The following is a 26,533-nucleotide window of genomic DNA, read 5'->3' on the forward strand; positions in this document are numbered from 1 at the left end:
AAGCCCCGGGAGAGTAGGTCACCGCCAAACCTAGTAAAAGCCCATATCTCTCTAATACGATGAAAAGAACACTACCCGGTCTCAAGTAGCCAAATAGGCAGTAGACCAACGCAAAGTGTCGCGGGGTGGAGCAGTCCGGTAGCTCGTCAGGCTCATAACCTGAAGGTCAGAGGTTCAAATCCTCTCCCCGCAACCAGCGTCAGAAAACCTCAGAACAGCCCATTCAGACTACAATTGATCCCCCGGATCAAGCGCTTACTCGTTGTCGACAGGTTTAGGTCCGGCACGACGCATTCGCTTCATGAGGGCCAGTTACTTTATGGTATTGGCAAAATTACCTGCGGCTTCGCCGAACCCAGATAAGGCATCTTCAATCTGTTGCTTCAACTCTTCTAGATTTGCGATTTCTCGCTGCTTAAAAGCCTCGAAGTCAACCAATAGCTGCTGTTCTATGATCGGAACGATGGGCGAATTGTTGATTATATTCTGCATTTCTTGCCACCATTGTGATCCCCCACCGTTGAGTGATTTTCTGAGTTGGGCTAGCTGATCCGCAAGAACTTCGTGCGCGCGTATTGCTCTCTGCAAGCGCTGATCCAGTTCGTCCTTTGAGGAGCCTGCACGATTTTGGCCGCGTTCATTTACTGCTGTTTGCGCCCTCTTGAGTGAATCAATCATTCCTTGGTTACTCTTTTGAAGGTCTTTGGTTGCAGATCTTGCCGCTGAGCGGGTACTTCCAAGCGCCTCGCGCTGACTAGTTCTATCCCTATCATCACCATTTCTTGTTTGATCTTTTCGATGATGGTGACCTTGCGCCCAGTTGACGCTGATTTGAAAAGCCTCGCCAACAATCGGCGCAGCTTGACAAGCCAGAGCGGTGGATTGGATAGCTGTAGCAAGAATAACGACTACAAATATTCTTGTGTTTGTCGAAATCATGTTTGCTCCTAGTCGTCGTCTATAGAATGCGTTCTTCAGAGAAATCGAAATACACTTCTCCAAGTTTCTTCCCGTGACGGTCGTTCACGTCGTGGCGACTATCTTCGTATTCGTCAGCCTCAAGTTTATCTGCAATTTCCCTAAGCGGTTTTGCTGTCCCCCAGCTAAGACCTTCACAGTTGGCCTTTTAACCTTGAGCTCAACATCACACTGAATCCAGTTTGTGGCTTAGCTGACTAAATAGTTGTCCACTGATTTCTCTTATATTGCTGATCTTTGAAAATACTGTTCGCTTTGCTTCGCATTTCGTCCCCAATTTTCTCTGCATTAGCCGTATATGGGGTAAATTCTATCTCAGCGCGCAGTTGTCTAGAACAAACAATGCAATGCTAAATTAGAATGGCGGAGACGAAGGGATTCGAACCCTCGAGACGGTTTCCCGCCTACTCCCTTAGCAGGGGAGCGCCTTCGACCACTCGGCCACGTCTCCGCCGACGGGTATATCCGTGCATGTCACGGAGTTACAAGGTCGATTCTGGTGCTGGAGTCATTTTTTATGACCTCAAGCACGGTTCTGGAAACGAAGCAGGGCCCCGACGGCAGTTATGCCGCCGCCGGGTTTAAGCGGGCTCTAACGGAACACGTCGACCAGATCCGAGACGCTGACGCCTTCCTTGATTTCTTTCAGGCGAGCAAAGATCATCGCGATTGCCACACCTGTCCAGCCATAGGCCAGCGCGTTCAGGATAGCCTCGGCTACGATCCACGTAAGGGTGGGTTCAAATCCGATGGCAGAGGTGTCGCCAAATCCAAACGCAAATACGAACCCCACTGCTGCAGACACCAGAAAGATGCACAGAATAAGCAGGACTAACGTGCCGACGATTGGCCAGCGATAGCCCTTTGTGAGCTGCGAGCTGCGATTGAGAGCTCCGAAACCGGATTTATCAATGACGATGGCCGGGACGATGACTGAGAATACCGCGTAGAGCCAAAGCCCGGGTACAAACACAAGCGCAAACCCGATCACAATCAGAATGCCGCTTACGATGGACAAAACCGCCAAGGCTGGCAGGTTGACCAAGGCGTTTTTGAAGTATTGGCCAATCTGGGCGGGCCGTCCGGATTTGGCGTCATAGGCCAGTTGAATGACCATGGCCGAGGTTAGCGAGATGGCGACGGATGAGATCAGCAGGGCCACGACAAAGGTGGAACTGAAAGTCGCCCAGTCGAACTCAACCCCCGGAACGGCTTCGAAATCCGTGTCCCAGGCATATGTATTCACAATGACGTCGATCAGAGCGGGGATGAAACCCAAAAGGATCACGATGTGAATTTTCCGGAAGAAGATCGAAAATGTATCACTCAGAACCGCGCCCACTCCGAAGGGGGCGTGGACGTGAGAAGTTGCAGTATCAGCCATCTGTATATCCTAAATTAAACGATATGGTCTTGGCTCAGATAAAGCAGCGCAGTTCCATTCACCTGCAAGGGGAAACTGCGCGTTAAGTCTCGCCCTTGGGCAAAACGGCAACAGCTTCTTATTAGACGTCTCCGTTCTCGGCGGTGTGGTGCTTGTCCTTCCGTTTGTCTCCGAACAACTGACGTTGTTCGAGGAAGGCGCGCTGTGCCTTGTAGAAGGCTTCGAGGAAGGCTTGGTGGTCTGCGTCCGGAACCGGGTCGGCATAGTCGATCTTGCGGCGCACCTGCGCGAAGACAGCGGCCAGCGTTTCTTTCTGTTGCTTGTAGGCGGCGGGGCCTTTGGCGCGATTGGCACCGCGCAGAACCCCTTCGAGGGTCTGCAATTCGAACGCACCATAATGTTCCAATTGATGCGACAGGAATTGATAAGAGGATTGCGTAGCTGTTAGTGGCCGGTTGTTTTCTGACATATCCGGCAGCAAAATGGGTTTCGGCAAATGGATCACGTATGTGCCTGCGATGATGTCCCCAAGCCGCTGCCGACGTTTATTGAACAAAGGGATCGCCAGAACGCTCAAGACCCAGGCCAACGAGATTAGGGATGGCACCAGAGCATCGGTTGTCAGCGTCAGCACCATCGTGCCGGGCAGGAAGATCTCGGCCTCTTTCATCAGGTTGCGCACGACCAGCGATTGCGTTGTCAGGGCCTGACCGTCTGCCGATACCACTTTGATCTTCATCAGCCGTTTACCAAGGGTTTGACCATTCCAGATCAGCTCGGAGGCGGCGTAGTAGGGGATGCGGATGACGAAGAAAAGCATCGCGCCAATTGCCGAAGCCGTGAACGGTTCGACCAGATCGAAGGAAACCGCTAGAAGGAACAGCGCAACCGCCACGGCCCCGGTGATCAGAATGTCGGTTAGCTGCGCGGCGGTTCGAACGCCGACACCGGCGACACGGAAGTAAAGCGGCACACCTTCGGGTGGCAGCAGGCGGTCCATTGCGGCAACGCTCATGACCGCCTCCTTCCGCCGAGAAGGAACCACAATAGCCAAAGCGCCCCGATGCTCCAGCCGATGGCAATGCGCGTAGAGCGATCCTGTACCAGTTGCCTGCCGAACCCTTCCAAAAGGGCCGCAACCACCAGCATCATTGCCGCGATCAGCGCCAGCTTGACCGCATCATGGCCCGCCGCGCGCAGGGCCACCGCCCGGGTTTGAAGGCCGGGGAACAGGACAGCCAGACCCAGTTTCAGCCCCCCTGCGCCTGCGATGCAGATCGCCGACAGCTCGGTCACGCCGTGGATCGAGAGCCATCCGAACATATCCCAACCCAACCCGCGATCTATATGCAGGGCGTAGAAGACGCCAAGGATCAACCCGTTGTAAAACAACAGCATGATCGTTGGTGCGCATAAGAACGCGCCCAGGCCAAAGACAAAAATCGCGATCCGGGTGTTGTGGGAAAACAGATAGGTCGCAAAGGCCCCAAGGCCCGATGCATCCTCTTCCCCGTAAATGGCCGAGCGCAGATAGTCGGTGCTGGCGTCAGGCCCGCGTCCTCCGGCGAGGTCTGTTGGCATGAAGACGTAGAACCATTCGGGGTTGTCGAAATAGAAGAAGTATCCGGCCAGCGCACCGGCGGCCATGCACAGAAACCCCAACAGTGTGACGCGCCATGAGGATCGCATCGCCCGTGGCCCGCCGCTGGTCACGAACCTACGGATTGTGCCGCCCAACCGTTGTTGTGGTGCATAAACACTTAGATAAGCGCGGCTGGTCAGGGCTTCGAGATAGTCCAACAAGCCGCGATCCAGCGAAATCTCACGTGCGATGGACAGGGACGTGGTCGCCTGACGGTACAGATCGGCCAGATCGCGCGCCTCTTGGAAACTCATGCGATGCAGGCCCTGACCTTCGGCCTTATCGACCAGTTCGGACAATCTGCGCCAGTCGCCTTCGCGTTCCTGCCGAAACCGGGCAGAGCGGATCAGGTCACGTTCAGACATCAGATCATCTCTCGCGCTTTGATTTCCAGATAGGTGGAGATCAGGCGAGCAGACACCTCACCCGGTTCCGCATCGATCACAGTGACACCCAGTTGATGCAACCGTTCCAGTACAAGGCGACGTTCGCGCAGCAGTTGCCCGGTCGAAACCGTCTCTGCCACCCCGTCCATATCCGACGGGGCTTCATTGACCTGCGCTTCCAATATCGGATCACGCAAGGTGACGAAGACGATCAAATGCCGCTTGGCCAGAACGCTGACATTCTCGACCATCAGCTCGGCTGTGGTTGTGTCCACGAAATCCGAGAACACGATGATCAGGCTGCGCTTTGGCGTGCGTCCGTTCAGCTCGGTCATGGCCAGTGTATGGTTGGTCTCAACGTTTTCATAGCTGAGTTCGGCTGTGCGGCTGCGCAGCCGGTTGAACGCGGTGCGCCCCGGTTCGGGGGGCAGGAACATGCGTGGTTTGGCGTCATAGGCATAAAGTCCGACCTGATCGCCACCGATGGCGGCGGCCCAGGCGGTTGCCAATGCAGCAGTGATGGCGTGATCGATCTTTGGCAATCCCGCGACCTCTTCGCGCATCTGATAGCCGTTATCCAGCGCGATAATCACGTGGTGATTGCGTTCGGCGCGCACCTCTTTGGCGACAAGCGAGCGATACCGGGCCGAGCGTTTCCAGTCGATCGAGCTGGCATCCATGCCGCGCACGAAATCGCGCAGCTGGTGAAATTCGGTGCCTTCGCCGATGGCGCGGTTTTCCTTCACACCGAACAGGCGCGATTGGACGGTGGTCGAAATCTCACCAGACATAACCCGGCGGATGTTGGGTACCACAGGGACCTTCAGGCCAAAGCTCAGTTTGGGGACGAATTCGAACAGTTTCAGCCGCGAAGACCATGACAGCCACAGATGTGACAAATCCCAGGTGCCTCTTTGCCCCGCACGAAACGGGATTTGAACCGTGCCTTTCGACAGGTCAAAGCCCGACGGGCCGATCAGGCCCGATGGCCAGTCCAACTCTCCCAACATGCCCGGCGCAGTGGGGGAGACGGTCAGGTCGATCCGGCCTTCCTCGCCCACAAAGATATCCGGCATGGGGTCAACCGTCACAGACCGCCGACGCGGCCAGGACAACAGCAGATCGACAATCGCCAAACCGCATAGCACAACCCAGGGCAAACCAGCGATGGGCCGGGTTGCATCCCCCAGAACAATCGCCAGCAGCGACAGGCACAGCGCCGCGCAGGCCGCGATCAGCAATATGCGGGATGGCCGGATCAGCGGGGGGCCTCGATCTGGTTGAGGATGTTTTCCAGCACTTGCCGCGGGCCACGCCCTTCGATCTCAGCCGACGGGGACAGCACGATGCGGTGTTGCAGCGCGTGGATGATCAGGGTTTTGACATCATCGGGGATCGCAAAGTCGCGCCCGTTCAGGGCGGCCGTCGCACGGGTTGCCCCGGCAATGGCATCCGCCGCACGCGTCGAGGCGCCAAAGGCGATGTCCGCGCTTTCGCGCGTGGCACGGACCAGCCGCAGGATATAGGCCAGAATGTCATCATCCAGCACGATCCCGTCGATCAACTGGCGCGCGGCCAACATGGTCGGCGCATCCAGCAGGGGCTGAACGGTTTGCGTTGCGCTCAGGAAATCCAGCGGCTCATTCGCGTGCTGACGCAGGATCGACAGCTCAACATCTTCCGGCGGGAAACTCAGGTTCACCTTGAACAGGAACCGGTCCAACTGCGCTTCGGGCAAGGGGTAGGTGCCTTGCTGTTCAATCGGATTTTGGGTCGCGACCACGATGAATTCCGACCCCAGAGTGTGGTCGGTGCCGTCAATCGTCACCATCCGTTCGTTCATCGCCTGCAACAGGGCGGCCTGGGTTTTGGGCGGGGCGCGGTTGATTTCGTCCGCCAGCAGGATTTGGCTGAAGACAGGGCCTTTTGTCAGAACGAATTCGCTGGTCTGGAAGTTGTAGATCGATGTGCCCAAAACGTCGCCCGGCATCAGATCGGGGGTAAACTGGATACGTCCGAATTGCAGGTTCAACGCCCCGGCAAAGCTGCGGGCCAGCAGGGTTTTCGCGGTGCCCGGAGGGCCTTCGAGCAGCACGTGCCCGCGTGCGAACAAGGCGGTCAGCAGCAGGTCAACAGCCTCTTCTTGGCCTTGCACAACTTTGCCGATCTCGGCGCGCAACGCCTCGGCCCGGGCGAACAATTCTTCAAGCGTCATTGGCAAGGTGCTCCAGTATCAGTTCGAATTGGTCAATGTAGGAAATCGCGTCATCTGCGCCCAAATGCGGGGGCAGGGCGCGTATGGTTTGGATCAACCCGTCCAGCTGGACGGCCAGATCAGGCTTTCTGGCGTGGACGTATTTCAGATACGCCTCCTCAGGTGTGCCGACTGTCATTTGCGTATTGCCAAACAGCGCGGCGGCGCGGGCGCGCAACCGTGTGTCGACATAGTCCGATAGCATCGCGCCATCCTGATCCGTCAGGCGCATAAGCCGTGCGCGTGCCCGATTGGCCGTACGTTTGCCAGTGCCCAGCGTCGGGACAAAGCCCACCACGGGCCCGCTGCGCAAACCGCCACGCCAGATCGAAAGCGCCAGTAAAAGACCCGCCCCGATCCACAAAACCCGAAACGGAGGTTCGAACAGGCGTTTCAAATCATCCCATGTACGTTCACGGGCGACTACGTTTTCCGGTGCGGTCAGCCAGTTCTGGTCGCTGTAATCGATGATGATCCGCTGACCCCCTGCAATCTGAGGCAAGACCCGCGCCGCAATCCAGGCATTGTCACCCAGGGTCAGGCCGTGATTGTTCAACAGATCCGCGTCGGACAGGATGTAGACTTGTTGCTCGCCCTCAGACCCCGGCAGCGGGCATAGGCCCAGCAGCATCTCACCTGGTTGTCCGACGATGGGATCGCACCCGTTTCCGGCAAAGGTCTGGGCCGCATAAATTCGGGCTTTCAGCTGTGGGTCTGCGACCAGTTCATAGTCCAGAAACGGTCTGCGCGCGAAGTGCAGGACTCCGACCTCGGGCCCGACAAGCCCGTGCAGGATCGTTTCAAGATCGGTCCTTTGCGCGATCAGAAAGGGATGTCCAAACCCGGTCAGGCGCATGCCGCTGCGCCATTTCGGCAGAATGATCAGGCTGGGAACCGATTGCGCCTTGTCACGAATGACGTCGATGTCCTGATCGAACTCATCGGGCTGAAACAACAACTCTTCTTTGGTCTTCGCGGCGGTCCGATCTGTATCGAGGCGCGTGTCGTAAAGCGGCTGAACCAGAAGGCCCACGGTGCTGCGATCCAACGGCCAGCCGCCCGTGAAGCTTTGGGTGGCGTGCGATTGGCTGTTCAGCCAGCGGTCCAGCCCGTCAAACCCGCTGGCCGACTCGCGCAATGCATATTGGCGACCCGCCATGACATACAGAAATATGCCAACGCAGATCGCAATCACCACGCCGACGATGATCCAGTCCAAACGGATACGATCTGTCGGTGGGAACCCTGTTGTCTCGCTCATGCCCGCACCTCGCGCAGGACGGGCCGGATACGTGAGAGCAGTGCGTCAAAATCGCCCTTGCTGATCGAGTGATGACCGAAATTCACGCGCTCGCTTTCCAGAACCAGCGCGCGCAGATCAGGGATGTACCACAGGTTCTGCGGCATGCTGCGTAGGGCCTCGCGGTGGGTCCAGCTTCGTTTGAACAGCACCTCATTGGCGGCCAGACAGCGGCTCAGTGCCAGCTGGGCCAACCCGGTGATGGCCAGATCACGATCCTTAAGCCTGAGCAGCGCGTCCAGATCAGGCATTTCCTCGCCGTTTATCGCCGCCTCGGGGTCGCCATGCCGACCCTTGCGCTTGGCATTGTCCGAGGATCTGCGGAAAGAAACAGATGTTTTACTCGCACTGTTATAGATGAAAAGCGCCAGGAAAATCAGGGCAATCGCAGAGACCAGACCCACGATCCAGCGACTATCTGCAGACAGTTGAACCGGTTGGTTCTCAGCCTGAGGCGTGAAATCCGTGTCCAGTGGCGGCGCGGGTTTGGTGGGATCGAAATACAGCACATCTGTGTCGATCCCGCGGTATCTGACTGCTTTCAGATAGTCCTGCCCCGAGGCGCTAAGGTCCGGTCGGGATAGCGTCGCCTCCTGCGCGTGGGCAGGGGGTAAAGCGCACAGAAAACACGCAGAAAAACAGGCCAAAACAAATCTCATCGCGGTATCGATAGATCACTGGCGAATGGCAGGCAACAACCTAGACGCGTTTGTCAGGATCATCGTCCACAACCTGTTGCTATGGGCCACATCGAGGATGTGAAACCGGGCGATGATAGAGCCGCATAGTAGGTCTATTCAGGCTCTGCCGCATACAGGCCCAACTGATGCCTGCGCTGGTGAAACCGTTCGACACGTTCCACGATTTCATCGCTGGAAACCGAGATGACGAAGGACAACAGCGTTTCCAAAAGGGCGATGGTCGATACTGAGGAGGGAAAAAACTGCGGCGTATCCGCGGCCACGACAAACCCGTGTTGTGCGTTCAGGATCACGGGGCTGGCGGGGCTGTCCGAGATGCCAACAACTGTCATCCCCTGCCGCCGGGCCAGTTTGATCGCATCAATCACTTCGGTCCGGTAGGGGTGGCAGGTGATGGCGATCAGGACATCCTGTTCATCCGCCCAGGCCAGATCATCCACCGGGGTCGAACCTGACCGGGGGATGGCGTGAAACTGCTTCATCCCGGTCGAGGCCAGATAGGTGAAGTTTCGCGCGTTCGAGTTGTTCACACCAACGCCCAGCGTGAAAATCTGGCGACAGTTCCAGATATCTTCGGCTGCCGAGCGCAGACGGTCGACATCAATGCCGGCAAATGTCTCTTCAATATTGCGGATGGCTGCGCCGATCATATCGGCGTAGAGGCCCCCCATCTCACCTGATTTGCCGATTTCCTGTAGCCAGCGGGCGCGGTCGGGAAATGAAACCGAACCTTTGCGGATCGCTTCGCGGAAGGGCGCGCGGAAATCTTCGTAGCCTTCGAACCCGACCTGCCGCGCCATGCGGACAAAGGTATTGGGTTTGACTTTGGCAGCCTCGGCAATCTCGCGCACGGTGGATACGCCCACATCCGTAGGGTTTTCCAGCACATACCGTGCGGCCTTTTGGGCTTCGGGCGTCAGGGCATCCCATTCCTCGGATAGACGATCCAGAACGATTGATGATACATTTGTGTCATTCATGATTGACGATGGTACAGTTGTGAAATTAGCCTGTCGAGCAGAATCGCAGGCCATGAAGCGTGTATCAACCCGTGGCCCAACTACGGAGACTAAAGGATGACCCTGCCTGATACAATGAAGGCCATGGTGACCATGGGACATGGCGGTCTCGAGCAGATGGTTTTGCACGACAACTGGCCGCGCCCCGATCCTGCGCCGGGTGAGGTGTTGATCCGTGTGGCCGCATGCGGGCTGAATAATACGGATGTGAACACACGGTCGGGCTGGTATTCGAAAACCGTGACCGACGCGACAACCGGTGGTGCGTTTGCCGAGGTTGGCGAAGATGATCCCACTTGGGGCGGTGCGCCCATCACTTTTCCCCGCATTCAAGGCGCTGACATTTGTGGCCATATCGTTGCGGTTGGCGAGGGTGTGGACCCATCGTGCGTCGGACAACGGGTGATCACCGATGGCTGGCTGCGTGACCCGGACGATCCGCAGAACATGGATAAGACGGGCTACTACGGGTCCGAACGGGATGGCGGCTTTGCTGAATTCGCGACGACATTAGCGGTGAATGCCGTGCCAGTCACCTCGGACCTTTCGGACGCTGAACTGGCCACATTCTCCTGTTCCTACTCGACCGCTGAAGGGATGCTGACCCGCGCCAATGTGACCCGCGCGGATACGGTTCTGGTACCGGGCGCGTCGGGTGGTGTTGGCGGTGCTTTGGTGCAGCTGGCCAAACGCCGGGGTGCCCGTGTGATCGCTATGGCGTCTGAGGTAAAGCACGAAGATGTGGCCAAGCTGGGCCCGGACAGAATCCTGCCCCGCGCGCCCGATAATCTGCGCGCAGCGCTTGGGGCAGAAAAAATCACGGTTGTGGCCGATGTTGTGGGTGGCCCTTACTGGCCGCACCTGATTGACATAATGGAACGCGGTGGGCGGTACACCTGCTCGGGCGCTATCGCCGGGCCGATGGTCGAGTTCGACCTGCGTACATTCTATCTGCGCGATCTGACCTTCACCGGCTCGACCGTGATTGACCCTCAGGTCATGCAGCACCTCGTGAAATACATCGAAGCAGGTGAGATCAAACCCGCCCTTGCCGCGACCTATCCGCTGGAGGAATTGCGAGAGGCACAGGCCGCGTTCATCGCCAAACAACACACCGGCAATATCGTGGTGATCCCATGACACTGGATGATGTGCTCGAAGCCGCTCGGCAGGTGCATCAGGCACACCCCGCGCTGTCTGCGTTTAGCACGTGGCCCTCGGACCTGTCCCTTATACAAACCCAACCCAGTCACATTGCAGCCGCAGACCAAGTGCGGGATTTTGAAATCAAAGGCAGTGAACTGACCCAAAACTTGGTTGCGGCTGTGCGGGGCACCACACATCTGGCCCATTGGAAACAGACCTATACCGAAGAGGAGGTCGGCGCGGATTTCCTGCGACGCTATGGGTATTACGAGCTGTTCGGGCCCACGGGCCATTTCCACTCGACCCAATTGCGCGGCTACATCGCCTATTGGGGGCCGGGGCTGAACTATGACTGGCACAGCCATCAGGCTGAGGAGCTTTATTTGACCTTGGCGGGCGGCGCTGTGTTCAAGAGCGCCGAGGATGCGGCATTCGTTGGGCCAGATCAAACCCGAATGCACTCCAGTTGGGAAAGCCATGCCATGGTTACAACCGATCAACCCATCCTGACATTTGTTCTGTGGCGCGGCGCGGGTATGGGCGATCTGCCAAGAATGGACGCGGCATGAAGATCACACGCATCCGCATCTATCAGACCGGATTGCCCTATGTTGGGGGCGCTTATGTTTGGAGTGCGGGAAACGCGATTGAAACCGCCATAGCATCGGTCGTGGTGATCGACACGGATGCCGGCCTGCAGGGCTGTGGTGAGTTTACGCCCTGTGGCGAGAATTACATGGTTGCCCATTCCGAAGGGGTCGCGGCGCTGGCGCGGTTGGTTGCATCCTCACTGTTGGGTCAAGACCCGCGACAAGTGGGTCAGATCGAACAGATCATGGATCATCTTGTACAAGGCCACGGCTACGCCAAGGCCCCGTTCGATGCCGCGTGCTGGGATATTCTGGGGCAGGCCTGCGATCAACCCGTCTGGATGCTGTTGGGGGGCAAGCTGACCGACGGTGCGCCGATGTATCGGGTTGCACCACAGAAAGACACTGACGAAACAATTGCCGAGATGAACCGGTATCGCGATCAGGGCTACCGCCAGTTCCAGATCAAGGTGGGTGGTGACTGGGCCAGTGACATTGACCGCATTCGCAGCACAGTGCCCTTTCTGGAACCCAGCGAAAAGGCGATGGCAGATGCAAATCAGGGCTGGAGGGTTGACAATGCGATCCGGGTGGCCCGTGCCACGCGCGATCTGGATTTCATCCTCGAACAGCCCTGCCGGACGTATGAGGAATGCCAGCAAGTCAGACGTGTTGCTGAGCAGCCGATGAAGCTGGACGAATGCCTAACCAGCATGCACGTGGCGCAGCGGATTGTTGCAGATCGCGGGGCCGAGATTTGCTGTCTGAAGATCTCGAACCTCGGCGGTCTCAGCAAAGCGCGGCGGGTGAGGGACTATCTGGTCGAAAACCGGATACCCGTGGTCAGCGAGGATACATGGGGCGGTGAGATCACATCTTCTGTTGTCGCCCATTTCGCGGCCTCGACCCCGTCGGAGTATCTGCAGAACACAACCGATTTGATGAACTACAACACCCGATCCACCGGCATCGGCGGCCCGATTGCCCGTGATGGCAAGCTATACGCGACTGACACACCCGGCCTGGGTGTCAAACCAGACTTTGAAAGCCTCGGCGCACCAGTGGCGGAGTATGCCTTATGAAGCCTCAAGCCATCGCTACCCAGATGATCGACGACGCGCGCGTGCGCGTCACACGTTTTGACTTTGCCCCCGGTGCAGAAACCGGGTGGCACCGGCACCAGATGGATTACGTCATCACGGCCATCACAGATTGTCACATGCGCCTTGAGCTGCCGGATGGTTCCGTCAACGAGGTCACTGTGCCAGCCGGAACAGCCTATCGCCGCGACGAAGGCGTCGAGCATAACGTGATTAACGCGGGCGACGAACCGATGTCTTTTGTCGAGGTGGAACTGAAATGAAGATCACACACCTTTCGGTCTATCACGTCGATCTACCGCTTGAGCACCCTTATTGGCTGTCTGGTGGGCGGCTGAAATTCGAAGTTTTGGACGCGACGCTGGTGAAGGTAGAAACCGATGCGGGTCTGATCGGTTGGGGTGAGGGCACGCCATGGGGTCACACCTATGTGCCCGCACATGGGCCGGGTATTCGGGCTGGGATCGAGACCATGGCACCGTTCATTCTGGGCCTCGATCCGCGAATGGTGCTGGATGTGGAACGGGCGATGGATCTGGCCTTGCCCGGCCATCTCTACGCCAAAAGCCCGATTGATATGGCCTGCTGGGATATTGCCGGACAGGCGGCGGGGCTGCCGATTGCCGATCTGATGGGCGGCGGATCCCGTACACCGCGCCCGATTGCCTCGTCCGTTGGGGCGAAAACGGTCGAAGAAACCCGCGAGGTGATCGAACGCTACCGCAGCCGGGGCTATGTGGCCCATTCGGTGAAGATCGGTGGCGATGTGGAACGTGACATCGCCCGTGTCCGCGACGTTGAAAGCATCCGGCGACCGGGTGAGATTGTCCTGTATGACGTCAATCGGGGCTGGACGCGGCAACAGGCCCTACGGGTGATGAGCGCCTGTGAAGACCTGAACGTGATGTTTGAACAGCCCGGCGAGTCACTCGACGATATCGCCGCCCTCACTGGCCGTCATGCCTCACCCGTGTCGGTCGATGAAAGTCTGGTGACGTTGCAGGATGCCGCCCACATCGCCCGCGAAGGGATCGCCGAGGTCTTTGGGATCAAGTTGAACCGGGTCGGTGGTTTGACCAAGGCCGCGCGGCTACGGGATATCGCACTGGCCCACGGGATCGACATGTTCGTGATGGCGACTGGCGGAACGGTTCTAGCCGATACCGAGGCGTTGCATCTGGCTGCGACGATCCCGGATCACAACTGTCACGCCGTCTGGGCCTGTCAGGATATGATTACCGTCGATATTGCCGTTGGTCGCGGCCCCCGCAATATCAACGGTCACCTGCACTTGCCCGAGGCTCCGGGTCTTGGCGTGCACCCTGACGAAGACGCGCTGGGCGATCCGGTCGCGATTTATGAATAGTCACTGAGTTTATTACGATGGAGATCGCGTGACATGCTGAAGATCAACACTCAAGCCGAATGGATCGACCGCGCGAATGCTGTTTTGCCAGCGGGCGGGTTTGGCAATTTCGATCCGGGGATCATTATCTCTCGTGGTGAGGGCAGCCGTGTCTGGGATGAGGATGGTAACGAATACATCGACTATCTGATCGGATCAGGGCCGATGTTGCTGGGTCATGGCCATCCCGAGGTGATGGAGGCCGTGCTGGAGCAACTGCCCAAGGGCATGACCTTTTTCGCCAACAACGCCAAGGGCATCGAACTGGCAGAAGCGATCATTGAGGCGGTGCCCTGTTGCGAACAGGTCCGTTTTGTTGCTTCGGGGGGTGAGGCGGATATGTATGCCATCCGTCTGGCACGGGCCTATACCGGGCGCGATAAAATCCTGAAATTCGAAGGTGGCTATCACGGGATGAGCGCCGAGGCACAGATGAGCCTGGCCCCTAGCCGACAGGTCAATTTCCCACAGGCTGTACCGGACAGCGCCGGCATCCCACAGGGGGTCGCGGATCAGATGCTGATCGCACCGTTTAATGATCTGGACGCGGTTGAGGCCCTGCTGAACGAACATGGCGACATCGCCGCGATCATGGTCGAACCTCTGCAGCGGATCATCCCGCCCATGCCCGGCTACCTGCAGGGCCTGCGTGATCTGTGTGACAAGCATGATGTCTTGCTGATCTTTGATGAAATCGTCACTGGTTTCCGCTTGGCCTATGGCGGCGCGCAGGAGCGCTATGGCGTGACACCCGACATCTGTACGATGGGCAAGATCACCGGTGGTGGCTTCCCGCTGGCCGCTTTGGGCGCAAGTGCCGATATCATGAAGCATTTCGACAAATCGCAAGTGGGCGAGGGCGGATGGCTGATGCAGCTTGGCACCTTGTCAGGTAACCCCGTCGCTTCAGTCGCCGGGCTGAAAACGATGGAGATTCTGCGCCGCGAAGGCACTTATGACCGCCTGCGCGACATTGGTGCGCGGCTGCAAAATATGCTGACCGATACATTGAATGAGGCAGGGATCGCGCACCAGATTTGCGGTGACGTGACCCTGTTTGACGTCTACTTCACTAGCAACGACTGTCGGGACTATCGCAGCGCCAAGCATGACGATCCGAAGCGCAACATCCTGTTCAATGACGTGTTGCGCGCGCATGGTATCTTCAAATCGCCCGGTAAGCTCTATCCGTCCTTGGCGATTACCGAGGCGGATCTGGAACAGACACAATATGCCATTCAGCAAGCTGTCAGCGCCATAAGCTGAAGATACGTCATGATCCAAAAAAGTCGGGCCGCTGTTGACCCCCAACAGCGACCCTGGACCTTTTGAATGTCGGGGTCAGCCTCGCCCCCTCGAACACTGATTAAAACACTAACAACTTGAAACTTTTCGATACTTTCGAGACTGTCCCGATTTTCCAACCGGTATGAACACACTATCAGCTGAATTCCGGCCCTGCGCTGTGAAAAAGTTCACATTGGTTAAAATTTTTCGATTTTTTTCCAATCAAAGAATCCGGGGCCTGCATTTTTGAGCAGGATATCAGCTACGGCACGGCCCATTTCAGCGCCGTCTTCGATGGCTCCGGTGGTGTCTTCACCAATCGCTTCGGACCCGTCGGGGCGCAGAACCTCGCCGCGCAGCCTTAGCTGACCATTGTTGATCTCGGCCAGACCAGCGATTGGGGTTTCGCATGAACCATCCAGCGCCGCCAGCAAGGATCGCTCGGCTGTCAGTCGGTTGCTGGTCTCCACATGGTGAATTGCTTCAAGCAGTTCGGCGGCGCGGCTGTCATCTTCGCGACGCTCTATTCCGATAGCGCCTTGTGCAATGGCGGGCAGCATCTCGTCGGGCGAGATCGGGCTGGCTGGAACATCCGCCATGTCCAGGCGCCGGATGCCCGCCATCGCCAGAAACGTGCATTCGGCCACGCCATCTGCCAGTTTCTTTAGGCGCGTCTGAACATTACCCCGGAATTCGACAACACTCAGATCAGGCCGGCGATTGAGCAATTGCGCCTTGCGCCGCAGCGACGAGGTGCCAACCACTGCATCCTGAGGCAGGTCGTGGATGGCCTGAAACTGCGGAGAGATGAAGGCATCCCGAACGTCTTCACGCGGCAGGAACGCGTCCAGCACCAGACCTTCGGGCTGTGCAACCGGCATGTCTTTGGTCGAATGCACGGCGATGTCGATAGCGCCGCGCAGCATCGCCTCTTCGATCTCTTTGGTGAACAGGCCCTTGTTGCCGATTTCTTTCAGCGGTCGGTCCGCATCGATCATGGCGCGGTTGTCGCCGGTGGTTTTGATTACCACGATGTCAAACGCGTTCTCGGGCAAATCGAACGCATCACGTAACCGTTGGCGCGTTTCAAAGGCCTGCGCCAGAGCAAGCGGCGAGCCTCGGGTGCCGATCTTCAGCGGCGATGCGGGGGTGGGCAGGGTCAGTGTCATGGGCACAGCTTTAGTCGCGTCACATTGCCCTGACAATGGGGGCTACGCTTGACAAATTGCCGCCAAAGGATGACCCCGTGGACCAAATTGCAAACTTGGGGGCAAAGATGGCCGAGACGAAAAAGCTGCTTCGGGCGCTGGCAGGTGAGGTGCAGGACGTGCCACCGATCTGGATGATGCGTCAGGCTGGCCGGTATCTGCCCGAATATCGTGCAACGCGGGCGCAAGCCGGAGATTTCCTGTCGCTGTGCTACAATCCGGAACTGGCCGCCGAGGTCACGCTGCAGCCAATCCGCCGCTATGGATTCGATGCGGCGATCCTGTTTGCAGATATCCTGTTGGTGCCACAGGCGCTGGGCGCTGATTTGTGGTTCGTGACCGGTGAGGGCCCACGCCTGTCGACGATCACGCAGCAATCGGATTTTGGTGTTCTGAAGCCTGTCGAGGATATCCATGAGACACTGTCTCCGGTCTATGAAACCGTGCGGATTCTGTCGCGCGAGTTGCCATCCGAGACTACATTGATCGGCTTTGCCGGTGCGCCCTGGACAGTGGCGACCTATATGATCGCAGGGCGCGGCACGCCGGATCAGGGTCCTGCGCATGCGCTGCGCGAGGGCAATACTGCGCTGTTTGAAGCTTTGCTGGATCGGATCACGCTGGCGACGATCGAATATCTCTCGGCTCAGATCGAAGCGGGTGCGGAAGTGGTCAAAATTTTTGACAGCTGGGCCGGGTCTTTGAAGGGTGAAGCGTTCCTGAAGTACGCGGTCGAGCCTTGCCGAGTGATCACCCAAACCATCAAGGCGCGCCATCCCGATATCCCGGTCATTGGTTTTCCGCGAGAAGCAGGCGATGGCTATATCGGCTTTGCCAAAGACACTGGCGTGGATTGCGTAGCTTTGGACAATTCGGTCGCACCCGATTGGGCGGCAGCGCATGTACAGGTAGACGGCTGTGTTCAGGGCAATCTTGCGTCCTCGCATATGGTCACAGGCGGTCAGGCGCTGGTCGATGAGACGCGGCAGATTGTCGAGGCGTTCTCAAATGGCCCCCATATCTTTAATCTGGGGCATGGGATCACGCCGGATGCAGACCCCGAGAATGTGCAGTTGATGATCGACACTGTGCGGGGGCAGTAAGGGGGAAAGGGGCCAGCCCCCTTCTTGGCCTTTGGCCAATTCATCCCCCGGGATATTTTTAGCCAGATGAAGGGTTGGATCGGCGCAAGCCGTCGAGTTCGGCTTTGATCTCGGCGCTGTGTTGGCCTCGGGTCGGGCTGGGCTGCGGGGTCCAGCAGCGGTTTGAGAAGCGGGGCGCGGCTGCTGCCTGAAGGGTGCCGTCGACGCTCTGCCATGTTTGACGCATATCGTTCATGGGATGGGCGACGGCTTCATCCGGGCTGAGAACCGGAGCGACACAGGCGTCTGAGCCTTGGAACAAGTTTGCCCAGTGGTCCCGCGGATGTTTGCAGAATAGCTGCGCCAAGCGACGGGTCTGCTCGGGCCAGAGCGTCGGCTTGTATTGAGGTTCAAAGGCGTCGTGTTCAGACAGCCCCATGATCTTCAGGAATTCGGCGTAGAACTTGGGTTCGAGACATTGAACGGTGATATAACGCCCATCCGAACAGGTGTACGTGCGGCTCCAATGCGGGCCGTCCAGCAGGCTTTGACCGCGTGCCTCTTGCAGGTTGCCAGTTTGGCGCATGGTCATCAGCAGGTTCATCATATGGGCCGAGCCGTCATAGATGGCGGCGTCGACCACCGTGCCTTCTCCAGTGCTTTGGGCGTTGATGAGGCCTGCGAGCAGCCCTGCGACCAGGTACATCGCACCGCCGCCGATATCGCCCACCAGTGTGGCTGGGGTTTGTGGAACCGCATCGGATGCTGATGCGTACCAAAGCGCACCGGAAAGAGAGATGTAGTTCAGATCATGGCCTGCGGTCTGGGCCAAGGGGCTGTTCTGCCCCCAACCAGTCATGCGCCCATAGACCAGTTTTGGATTGCTTCGCAGGCATTCATCTGGCCCGAGGCCCAGCTTTTCCATCACGCCGGGGCGGAAGCCTTCGATCAGCGCATCGGCGGTGTCGATCAACTGCTTTGCGGTTTCCAGATCGTCAGCGTCTTTCAGATCCAGCGCAATCGATCGTTTGCCCCGGTCCAGGATTGCACGATCCGGCATTCCAGGCGGTGGCGTGCCTGTTTTGCGATGGATCGTGACCACATCCGCGCCCAGATCGGCCAACAGCATGGCGGCAAAGGGCGCGGGGCCAAGCCCTTCAACCTCGATGATGCGTAATCCGTTCAGCATATGACGCCTCCTGTTTTGGCCAAAGTTTCCGGCGGATTGGTAAGATTGCAAGGGTGGCGATTGATCTTTCCACAAAAATGCGGAGAACACTGTGCGGAACTGACCTGTCGCATGCTGGCAAGTCGCGATATGGTTCCGACCAGAAACGAGGGCCAGCCATGACTGCTATTTTGTCCATCAAGGATTTGCGTAAATCCTATGCCGACGGGTTTGAGGCGCTGAAAGGCGTTTCGCTGGACATTGAAGAAGGTGAGATTCTGGCTCTGCTCGGGCCGAACGGGGCGGGCAAGACCACCCTGATCTCGACCGTCTGTGGGATCACCACGCCCAGTTCCGGGTCAGTCACCGTTGGTGGCCATGACATTCAGGCCGAGTTTCGCGCCGCCCGCAGGATGATCGGTCTGGTGCCGCAGGAAATCGCGTTGGAGCCGTTTGAGAAAGTGTACAACACCGTCCGGTTTTCACGCGGTCTGTTCGGGTATGGGCGCGACGATAGCCGGATCGAGGAAATATTGCGGAAGCTATCGCTGTGGGACAAGCGAAGCAATGCGATCAAAGAGCTATCGGGGGGCATGAAGCGGCGGGTCCTGATTGCCAAGGCGCTGGCGCATGAGCCCCGTATTCTGTTTCTGGATGAGCCCACGGCCGGGGTCGATGTCGAACTGCGCAAGGACATGTGGGAGATTGTGGCCGAGTTGAAACAGGCCGGTGTCACCATCATCCTGACGACGCACTACATCGAAGAGGCCGAGGCGATTGCGGATCGGGTCGGGGTAATCGACAAGGGTGAGCTGCTGCTGGTGCAGGGCAAGGACACCCTGATGGCGCAGATGGGCAAAAAGCAGATCGAAGTGATGCTGGCGGCGCCGATATCAGAGATACCGGATAGTCTGGCTGCTCATAATCTGGTCTTGAACGGAAACGGCGATGCGCTGGTTTACACATATGACACCAACGCCGATCGAACCGGGATTACGACGCTGTTGAATGATGTGGCGCAGGCCGGGTTGGTCTTGCGGGACGTTCAGACCCGGCAATCCAGCCTGGAAGAGATATTCGTCAACCTGGTATCGGGAGAGCCCGCATGAACTGGTCTGCTGTCGCTGCGATTTACCGATTTGAAATGACCCGTTTCTTTAGGACTTTGGCGCAAAGTTTTTTGTCGCCGGTTCTGTCGACCTCACTCTATTTTGTCGTATTTGGCACCGCCATCGGCAGCCGTATCCAGGAGGTCGAGGGCGTGTCTTATGGTGCCTTCATCGTGCCCGGGTTGATCATGTTGTCGATTGTGACGCTGTCGATTTCAAACGCGTCTTTCGGCATCTATTTCCCTAAGTTTCTAGGCACAATTTACGAGCTGCTCTCGGCCCCGGTGAACTTTATTGAGATTGTTATCGGTTATGTGGGGGCGGCGGCGACCAAGGCCCTGTTCGTTGGTCTGGTGATCCTGATCACTGCGACATTCTTTGTGGATATCCGAATAGAACACCCTCTTGCGATGGCGGCGTTCTTGATCCTGTCCTGCCTCAGCTTCTCGCTGCTGGGGTTCATTATCGGTATCTGGGCCAGCAACTTTGAACAGATGTCGCTGGTGCCGCAGCTTGTGGTGACGCCGCTGATCTTTCTGGGTGGCACTTTCTACTCCATTTCGATGCTGCCCCCCTTGTGGCAGACTATCACCTTATTCAATCCGGTCGTGTACCTGATATCGGGTTTCCGCTGGTCGTTTTACGGGCTGGCGGACGTACCAGTTGTGTTCAGCTTGCTGGCCATCGTGGCGTTCACGCTGATCTGCCTTGCGGTGATCGGTTGGATATTCAAAACCGGATGGCGTATCCGCAGCTAGGCGTTGCATTTTTGCCCGTCGACTGTGTGAATTTGGTTCACGTCGCGTTTAAGGCCGGATGAGTCCCTTGTTTACGGGTTGGGGGCACTCTACATCGGCACCCATGAAACTCCGCCTGCCGTTTGTCAAAAAACATCCCGTCGTCGCCGTCATACGCCTGTCCGGGGCTATTGGAATGGCCGGGCGCGGAGCGTTAAACGATACCTCGCTCGCCCCTGTTTTGGAAAAGGCGTTTCGCAAGGGAAAGCCAGTTGCCGTCGCGCTAGAGGTCAACTCTCCGGGTGGCTCACCGGTTCAAAGCTCGCTGATTGGGTCACGTATTCGGCGATTGTCTGATGAGCTCGACATCCCGGTGATTGCCTTTGTCGAGGACGTCGCGGCCTCGGGCGGCTATTGGCTGGCAGCTGCGGCTGACGAAATCTGGGCTGATGAAAGCTCGGTTTTGGGGTCAATCGGAGTGATTTCGGCCGGCTTTGGAGCGCATGAATTCCTGACCAAACAGGGGTTCGAGCGGCGTGTGCATACGGCCGGCAAGTCGAAATCAATGCTCGACCCGTTCCGGCCGGAAAAGAAGGAAGACGTCAAGCGTCTGCAAGGCCTGTTGGGCGACATCCATGAAAACTTCATTGCGCATGTCAAAGCCCGTCGTGGGGAAAAGCTGGACGAAAGTGCCGATCTTTTTACGGGAGAAGTCTGGCTTGGAAAACGCGCGCAGGAGTTGGGGTTGATCGAAGGCATCGCCCATCTCAAACCCAAGATGCAAGAGCGGTTCGGCGAGAAAGTTAAATTTCGGCGCTACGGCGTGCGCAAACCGATTTGGTCGCGCTTCGGGGCTTCGCTGGCGCAAGACGCCATTGCCGGGCTAGAGGAGCGGGCGGCCTACGCGCGTTTCGGTCTGTGACGTGATCATCAAAATTGTCACCTTGTTTCTGGTTGCCATGGGTGTTTTGGCGATGTTCGGCAAGCTGCGGTTTCCCGGGCAAAAACGTTTGAGCTCGGCCAAATGTCCGCGCTGTGGCAGATTCCAGATCGGCAAGGGGCCTTGTGCCTGTGAAAAAGGAGGCCGGACATGACGGCATGGCTGCTCTCCGGCCTGGGTTTGGTGATCCTGCTGTTGGCAGGCGATGCGCTGGTACGCGGAGCAGTGAACCTGAGCCTACGATTGGGGGTACCTGCCCTGATCGTCAGCCTGACCATCGTGGCCTTTGGCACCTCGGCGCCTGAATTGTTGATCGCCATCAGCGCGATTGACGAAGGTGCGCCTGGTCTTGCGCTGGGCAATGTCGTTGGGTCCAATACGGCCAACATCCTGTTGGTACTGGGTGTGCCCGCATTGCTAGCGACCCTGCACACAAGCGAATGCGACAGCCGCAAAAGCTATGTCTTTATGTTGCTGGCGAGTGTTCTGTTCATTGGCCTGGCCTTTTGTGGTGTCTTCAACCTGTTCAGCGGCGCAATCCTGTTGGCCGCACTTGGGCTGGTTCTGTGGAACGCGTTTCGAGATGCAAAAGCACATCGCAAAGCCTGCGCGGCTGATGATGAGTTGGATGGTCTGGAAGAGGCTGATCCAGACATGCCGTATTGGAAGATTTCGATCTACTTGATCCTGGGCCTGATCGGCCTGCCCATGGGCGCGCACCTTCTGGTGGACAACGCCACAATTATCGCACGTATGTATGGCATCAGCGAAACCGTGATCGGCCTCACGCTGGTCGCGATTGGGACGTCTCTGCCTGAACTGGCGACAACGGTTATGGCCGCGCTGAGGCGACAGGCGGACGTAGCGCTGGGCAACGTGATAGGGTCGAACATGTTCAACCTTCTGGCCATTGTCGGCATTGCCACCTGGTTCGGCAACATTCCCGTCGACCCGGAATTCCTGCGCTTTGACCTGTGGGTGATGCTGGGGGCCTCGCTGCTGCTGATCCCGTTTGTGTTTTTCAAACAGGATATCTCGCGCATCTGGGGTCTGGCCTTGACGTTTCTTTATGCGCTTTATCTCACCGCATTGCTGATGTGATCTGACAAAGAGAGGTAGCCCATGTCCCGAGCCTTAGTGACCGGAGCCGGAATCCGTTTGGGGCGGGCTATGGCGCTGTATCTAGCCAAGCGCGGGTATAATGTGGCCGTTCATTATGCGACCTCGGAACAGCCTGCGTCAGAGACGGTTGCACAGATCGAAGCCCTGGGCCGTAAGGCGGTCGCGCTGCAGGCTGATCTGTTGGATGAAGCGCAGGTCGCGGCCTTGCTTCCACGCGCGGCTAAGGCGCTGGGCGGGCCGATCACCTGTCTGGTGAACAATGCCTCTATCTTTGAATATGACAACATCCACACGGCCACGCGCCAAAGCTGGGACCGGCACATCGATAGCAACCTTCGGGCACCCTTCGTGCTGACGCAAGCTATGGCAGAACAGGGCCTGCAGCCCGAAACTGATGCGCACGATGAACCGGTGGCGACCGGGCTGATCGTCAACATGGTAGATATGCGGGTGCGCAAGCTGACGCCGGAATTCATGACCTACACCATTGCCAAGATGGGGCTTTGGGCACTGACCCGAACGGCGGCGCAGGCGCTGACACCTGCGATCCGAGTCAACGCCATTGGGCCCGGCCCGACCATGCAAGGACATCGACAATCTGAGGAGCACTTTCAGGCCCAACGCGCGAACACGGTGCTGGAACGCGGTGCGAATCCCTCGGATATCACGGCGGCACTTGGCTATTTTCTCGATGCTCATGCGGTCACAGGGCAGCTGTTATGCGTGGATGGCGGGCAGCATCTGGGGTGGCAAACCCCCGATGTTCTGGGCGTAGAATAGGTAAATCCGCTGCAAGTTTTGCACCGCTCGCTTTTCTGTTACATGCGCGTTACAAAAATGTCTTTTTTTTCATGCACTTGCCGGCGCCTCAAAAAAATAACATTATAAAACAAAGCATTAGGATAGCGCCTAAATTTTGTGCAAATCAGCGAACTGGCAATGAAACAAGGAAGATTCCCAGATCAGGGAAACTTATCTGCATACTTATCCACAGAAACCGTGGATTTGTTTTCTCTTGAACTGTGGTCCACAAGATTGCAGCCAATGCCAGAGAATCATATCTCAGAGCTATGACCGGCCCAAGCGAATCGACCTCGGACACTCAGCCAACCGGCTACGCCTGCATTCAGCGCTATCTGAAGACGCTGGACAGTTCGCCTGGCGTCTACCGGATGTTGGATGCCGATAGTCGGGTTTTGTACGTGGGCAAAGCGCGAAACCTGAAGGCGCGGGTGTCGAACTATACGCGCCCGGGGCATTCCGGTCGGATCGAGAAGATGATTGCCGCGACCGCATCGATGATGTTCCTGACCACACGGACCGAGACCGAGGCGCTGCTGCTGGAACAAAACCTGATCAAGCAGCTTAAGCCTAAGTACAACGTGCTTCTGCGGGACGATAAGAGCTTTCCGAACATACTGGTCGCCAAAGATCATGCCTTTCCGCAGATCAAAAAGCATCGTGGGGCGAAGAAGGAAAAAGGCACGTATTTCGGGCCCTTCGCCAGTGCGGGGGCGGTGAACCGGACGCTGAACCAGTTGCAAAAGGCATTCCTGCTGCGCAATTGCTCGGATTCCATGTTCGACAGCCGGACGCGGCCCTGTCTGCTGTATCAGATCAAAAGGTGTTCGGGACCGTGTGTTGGCCTGATTTCCGAGGGCGACTACCGCGAAAGTGTCAAAGATGCGGAACGGTTCCTATCGGGGCGATCCACCAAGGTGCAGGAAGATCTGGCCGACCAAATGATGGCCGCGTCCGAAGCGATGGAGTTCGAACGCGCCGCAGGATTGCGTGATCGCATCCGGGCGTTGACGCAGGTGCAGACCAGCCAGGGCATCAATCCGCGCGGTGTGACCGAGGCGGACGTGATCGGCCTTTATATGGACAGCGGACAGGCTTGCGTGCAGGTGTTTTTCATCCGGGCCAACCAGAACTGGGGGAACAAGGATTTCTATCCCCGGGTTGGGGCCGATGTGTCTCCGGCTGAGGTGATGGAGGCCTTCCTAGGTCAATTCTACGACAACAAGGAACCGCCACGCCAGTTGATCCTGTCAGACGGGGTCGAGAATGCTGATCTGATGCAAGAGGCGCTGACTGAAAAGGCAGGTCGCAAGGTTGAAATCCTTGTGCCTCAACGCGGTGAAAAACAAGAGCTGGTCGCCGGTGCCCTGCGCAATGCGCGCGAGTCGCTGGCGCGCCGCATGTCGGAAAGTGCCACACAAGCCAAGTTGCTGAGAGGTGTGGCCGAGGCGTTTGATCTGGACGCGCCGCCGGGTCGGATCGAGGTCTACGATAACTCACACATTCAAGGCACCAACGCGGTGGGCGGGATGATCGTGGCAGGGCCCGAAGGGTATATGAAAAACGCCTATCGCAAGTTCAACATTCGCGGCGATGACCTGACCCCGGGCGATGACTTCGGCATGATGAAAGAGGTTCTGACCCGTCGCTTTACCCGCCTGCAAAAGGAAGACCCCGACCGCGACAAAGGCATGTGGCCCGATCTGCTGCTGATCGACGGCGGGGCCGGGCAGGTTAGCGCAGTGCAAGAGATCATGGAGCAGTATGGCGTTGAAGACATCCCGATGGTTGGTGTCGCCAAGGGCGTCGACAGGGACCACGGTAAGGAAGAATTCCACCGCATCGGTCAGCGCCCCTTTGCCCTGAAACGCAACGACCCCGTATTGTATTTCATTCAACGCCTCAGGGATGAGGCACACCGCTTTGCTATCGGCACCCATCGCGCGAAACGCGCCAAGGCCGTTGGGGCGACGCCACTGGATGAAATTCCCGGCGTTGGTGCAGCGCGCAAACGTGCTTTGCTGACCCATTTCGGCAGCGCCAAGGCGGTCAGCCGCGCCAATCTGGCAGATCTGAAAGCGGTCGAGGGGATCTCAGCCGGGTTGGCGCAAAAAGTCTACGATTTCTTCCACGACAAGGGCTAGGTCCGCCGCCCCCGCCACAGGATGTAGAGCCCAGATGCCACGATCAGCGCGCTGCCGATCCACATGGTCTGATCCAGATGCTCGCCAAAGAAGATCACGCCCAACGCAACCCCGAACAGCAGGCGCGAGTAGCGGAAGGGCGTCACAGCTGACACTTCTCCGGTCCGCATGGCCTTCATCAGCGACGCGTAGGCAATGGTTCCAAGGATCACGGCGCCGGCCATATGCAGGCTTGTGTTGAGGGGTAGCGATACAATGGGTGCTTGTTCCCAAAATCTATAGGCAAACCCCGCGATGATCACACAAGCGAAGCCGTAAAACCCTAGCACTTCGGTGCCCAGACTGGCCGGTGCCGCGCGGCTGGCAAGATCACGCCCCGCAAACCCCAACATCCCGAACACGGCAAGCAAAGATAGGACGCTGAAGCTGTCGCCTGTTGGTTGGATGATGATGACGACACCGATCAGACCCACAAGAATGGCACTCCACCGCCGCCAGCCAACGGTTTCGCCGAACAGCAGCGCGGCGCAGGCGACAACCACCAGCGGTGTGGCTTGCAGGATTACTGTGGCTGAGGACAATGGGGTCAGCGTGAAGGCCAGAATGTAGAACAGGCGACCCAGAACCTCAAAAACCGCACGGATTTTCATTGCAGGCGATAAGACGTCGGGCTGCCACAGGCGTGTGCCACGCGCCATGGCGACGCTGGCAAAGATCAGCGATCCGCCTATCCCGAACAGGACAAGTGTTTGCCAGATGGGCAAGGCCAAGGCGGTTGCTTTCAGCAGCGCATCCTCCAGCGCGAAACACGCCATTGCGCCGATCATCCAAGCGCTGCCGACCAAATTGGCGCGCGCGTCCGTTTCGATATGTGGGGTCATTCTGTGCCCTTGGCAGATTTATCCGCAATCTGACGTCATTCCGGCCCGGGGCCAAGGGCGAAAAGGGCACATCTGGTCGGCTGTGCCACTTTGACCAAGCCTCTGGGATTGGTGCGGTTTTTTAACCCTTTGTCTTTTCTGTCCTGACC

Annotated in this window: 25 protein-coding genes and 2 tRNA genes; 14 read left to right on the forward strand and 13 right to left on the reverse strand. The window is 57.8% G+C overall.

The annotated features are described in order from the left end of the window. Positions 1-119: 119 nt before the first annotated feature. A tRNA-Met gene (locus tag ACR0JE_RS11695) sits at positions 120-196 on the forward strand. Between the two features lie 116 nt (positions 197-312). On the opposite strand, the gene ACR0JE_RS11700 is transcribed toward ACR0JE_RS11695, so the two are convergent. The 10 genes from ACR0JE_RS11700 to ACR0JE_RS11745 all read right to left on the reverse strand — a co-directional run bounded on the left by ACR0JE_RS11700 (position 313) and on the right by ACR0JE_RS11745 (position 9,625). Then, positions 313-939 carry a hypothetical protein gene (locus tag ACR0JE_RS11700; RefSeq protein WP_480864280.1) on the reverse strand — a complete coding sequence of 209 codons (627 nt, stop codon included), beginning with the start codon at positions 937-939 and terminating at the stop codon, positions 313-315. A gap of 400 nt (positions 940-1,339) precedes the next feature. Continuing rightward, positions 1,340-1,429 (reverse strand) — tRNA-Ser (locus tag ACR0JE_RS11705). A gap of 141 nt (positions 1,430-1,570) precedes the next feature. After that, complete coding sequence (locus tag ACR0JE_RS11710) at positions 1,571-2,362, reverse strand: hypothetical protein (protein WP_480864281.1); 792 nt, start codon at positions 2,360-2,362, stop codon at positions 1,571-1,573. A 121-nt stretch (positions 2,363-2,483) separates the two neighbouring features. Further along, positions 2,484-3,377: an RDD family protein gene (locus tag ACR0JE_RS11715; RefSeq protein WP_480864282.1), complete on the reverse strand. Its 894-nt coding sequence runs from the start codon at positions 3,375-3,377 to the stop codon at positions 2,484-2,486. Beyond that, entirely contained in the window at positions 3,374-4,369 is a 996-nt protein-coding gene (locus ACR0JE_RS11720) for a stage II sporulation protein M (RefSeq protein ID WP_480864283.1), read from the reverse strand. Before ACR0JE_RS11720 ends, ACR0JE_RS11715 begins: the two co-directional genes overlap by 4 nt. Beyond that, complete coding sequence (locus ACR0JE_RS11725) at positions 4,369-5,631, reverse strand: DUF58 domain-containing protein (protein WP_480544461.1); 1,263 nt, start codon at positions 5,629-5,631, stop codon at positions 4,369-4,371. Before ACR0JE_RS11725 ends, ACR0JE_RS11720 begins: the two co-directional genes overlap by 1 nt. 17 nt (positions 5,632-5,648) lie before the next feature. Next, positions 5,649-6,605 (reverse strand): AAA family ATPase, encoded by a 957-nt coding sequence (locus ACR0JE_RS11730; protein WP_480864284.1) that lies wholly within the window; start codon positions 6,603-6,605, stop codon positions 5,649-5,651. Continuing rightward, positions 6,595-7,905 carry a hypothetical protein gene (locus ACR0JE_RS11735; protein ID WP_480864285.1) on the reverse strand — a complete coding sequence of 437 codons (1,311 nt, stop codon included), beginning with the start codon at positions 7,903-7,905 and terminating at the stop codon, positions 6,595-6,597. Before ACR0JE_RS11735 ends, ACR0JE_RS11730 begins: the two co-directional genes overlap by 11 nt. Next, positions 7,902-8,603 carry a hypothetical protein gene (locus tag ACR0JE_RS11740; RefSeq protein ID WP_480864286.1) on the reverse strand — a complete coding sequence of 234 codons (702 nt, stop codon included), beginning with the start codon at positions 8,601-8,603 and terminating at the stop codon, positions 7,902-7,904. The genes ACR0JE_RS11735 and ACR0JE_RS11740 overlap by 4 nt, the downstream gene beginning before the upstream one ends. Positions 8,604-8,737: 134 nt before the next feature. After that, positions 8,738-9,625, reverse strand: coding sequence for a MurR/RpiR family transcriptional regulator (locus tag ACR0JE_RS11745; RefSeq protein WP_480864287.1), 888 nt, complete (start codon positions 9,623-9,625; stop codon positions 8,738-8,740). Between the two features lie 96 nt (positions 9,626-9,721). On the opposite strand from ACR0JE_RS11745, the gene ACR0JE_RS11750 reads away from it, so the two are divergent. From ACR0JE_RS11750 to ACR0JE_RS11775, 6 genes are read left to right on the forward strand one after another with little or no spacing between them, the layout of a single operon-like run. Further along, positions 9,722-10,804 carry an alcohol dehydrogenase family protein gene (locus tag ACR0JE_RS11750; RefSeq protein WP_480827860.1) on the forward strand — a complete coding sequence of 361 codons (1,083 nt, stop codon included), beginning with the start codon at positions 9,722-9,724 and terminating at the stop codon, positions 10,802-10,804. After that, entirely contained in the window at positions 10,801-11,379 is a 579-nt protein-coding gene (locus tag ACR0JE_RS11755) for a dimethylsulfonioproprionate lyase family protein (RefSeq protein ID WP_480864288.1), read from the forward strand. The genes ACR0JE_RS11750 and ACR0JE_RS11755 overlap by 4 nt, the downstream gene beginning before the upstream one ends. Next, on the forward strand, positions 11,376-12,482 hold the full coding sequence (locus ACR0JE_RS11760; protein ID WP_480864289.1) for a mandelate racemase/muconate lactonizing enzyme family protein: 1,107 nt from the start codon (positions 11,376-11,378) through the stop codon (positions 12,480-12,482). Before ACR0JE_RS11755 ends, ACR0JE_RS11760 begins: the two co-directional genes overlap by 4 nt. Further along, positions 12,479-12,763, forward strand: coding sequence for a cupin domain-containing protein (locus ACR0JE_RS11765; protein ID WP_480864290.1), 285 nt, complete (start codon positions 12,479-12,481; stop codon positions 12,761-12,763). The genes ACR0JE_RS11760 and ACR0JE_RS11765 overlap by 4 nt, the downstream gene beginning before the upstream one ends. After that, a complete protein-coding gene (locus ACR0JE_RS11770; RefSeq protein WP_480864291.1) occupies positions 12,760-13,866 on the forward strand; it encodes a mandelate racemase/muconate lactonizing enzyme family protein in 1,107 nt (368 codons plus the stop codon). The genes ACR0JE_RS11765 and ACR0JE_RS11770 overlap by 4 nt, the downstream gene beginning before the upstream one ends. 33 nt (positions 13,867-13,899) lie before the next feature. Further along, positions 13,900-15,171: an aspartate aminotransferase family protein gene (locus ACR0JE_RS11775; protein ID WP_480864292.1), complete on the forward strand. Its 1,272-nt coding sequence runs from the start codon at positions 13,900-13,902 to the stop codon at positions 15,169-15,171. A 218-nt stretch (positions 15,172-15,389) separates the two neighbouring features. Here the strand turns inward: ACR0JE_RS11775 and hemC are convergent, their stop codons facing one another. Then, a complete protein-coding gene (gene hemC / locus ACR0JE_RS11780) occupies positions 15,390-16,361 on the reverse strand; it encodes a hydroxymethylbilane synthase (protein ID WP_480548405.1) in 972 nt (323 codons plus the stop codon). A 107-nt stretch (positions 16,362-16,468) separates the two neighbouring features. Between hemC and hemE the strand changes: the two genes are divergently transcribed. Next, positions 16,469-17,503 (forward strand): uroporphyrinogen decarboxylase, encoded by a 1,035-nt coding sequence (hemE, locus tag ACR0JE_RS11785; protein WP_480864396.1) that lies wholly within the window; start codon positions 16,469-16,471, stop codon positions 17,501-17,503. Between the two features lie 58 nt (positions 17,504-17,561). On the opposite strand, the gene ACR0JE_RS11790 is transcribed toward hemE, so the two are convergent. Further along, positions 17,562-18,671, reverse strand: a complete 1,110-nt coding sequence (locus tag ACR0JE_RS11790; RefSeq protein ID WP_480827865.1) for a CaiB/BaiF CoA transferase family protein — start codon at positions 18,669-18,671, stop codon at positions 17,562-17,564. Between the two features lie 158 nt (positions 18,672-18,829). Here ACR0JE_RS11790 and ACR0JE_RS11795 point away from each other — a divergent pair, with 158 nt between their 5' ends. From ACR0JE_RS11795 to uvrC, 6 genes are all read left to right on the forward strand, one after another. Next, the gene (locus tag ACR0JE_RS11795) at positions 18,830-19,759 is read left to right on the forward strand and encodes an ABC transporter ATP-binding protein (protein ID WP_480864293.1); all 930 of its coding nucleotides are present in this window, start codon (positions 18,830-18,832) and stop codon (positions 19,757-19,759) included. Beyond that, positions 19,756-20,517, forward strand: coding sequence for an ABC transporter permease (locus ACR0JE_RS11800; RefSeq protein ID WP_480864294.1), 762 nt, complete (start codon positions 19,756-19,758; stop codon positions 20,515-20,517). The genes ACR0JE_RS11795 and ACR0JE_RS11800 overlap by 4 nt, the downstream gene beginning before the upstream one ends. A gap of 103 nt (positions 20,518-20,620) precedes the next feature. Further along, a complete protein-coding gene (locus ACR0JE_RS11805; protein WP_480864295.1) occupies positions 20,621-21,418 on the forward strand; it encodes a S49 family peptidase in 798 nt (265 codons plus the stop codon). A gap of 168 nt (positions 21,419-21,586) precedes the next feature. Beyond that, positions 21,587-22,537: a calcium/sodium antiporter gene (locus ACR0JE_RS11810; RefSeq protein ID WP_480864296.1), complete on the forward strand. Its 951-nt coding sequence runs from the start codon at positions 21,587-21,589 to the stop codon at positions 22,535-22,537. Between the two features lie 21 nt (positions 22,538-22,558). Further along, positions 22,559-23,338, forward strand: coding sequence for an SDR family oxidoreductase (locus ACR0JE_RS11815; RefSeq protein ID WP_480864297.1), 780 nt, complete (start codon positions 22,559-22,561; stop codon positions 23,336-23,338). Positions 23,339-23,628: 290 nt separating this feature from the next. Continuing rightward, positions 23,629-25,503, forward strand: coding sequence for an excinuclease ABC subunit UvrC (gene uvrC, locus ACR0JE_RS11820; RefSeq protein ID WP_480864298.1), 1,875 nt, complete (start codon positions 23,629-23,631; stop codon positions 25,501-25,503). Here uvrC and ACR0JE_RS11825 read toward each other — a convergent pair. Then, positions 25,500-26,384 carry a DMT family transporter gene (locus ACR0JE_RS11825; RefSeq protein WP_480864299.1) on the reverse strand — a complete coding sequence of 295 codons (885 nt, stop codon included), beginning with the start codon at positions 26,382-26,384 and terminating at the stop codon, positions 25,500-25,502. The genes uvrC and ACR0JE_RS11825 overlap by 4 nt on opposite strands. Positions 26,385-26,533: the final 149 nt, after the last annotated feature.

Source organism: Ruegeria sp. H3 (genome assembly GCF_056533095.1).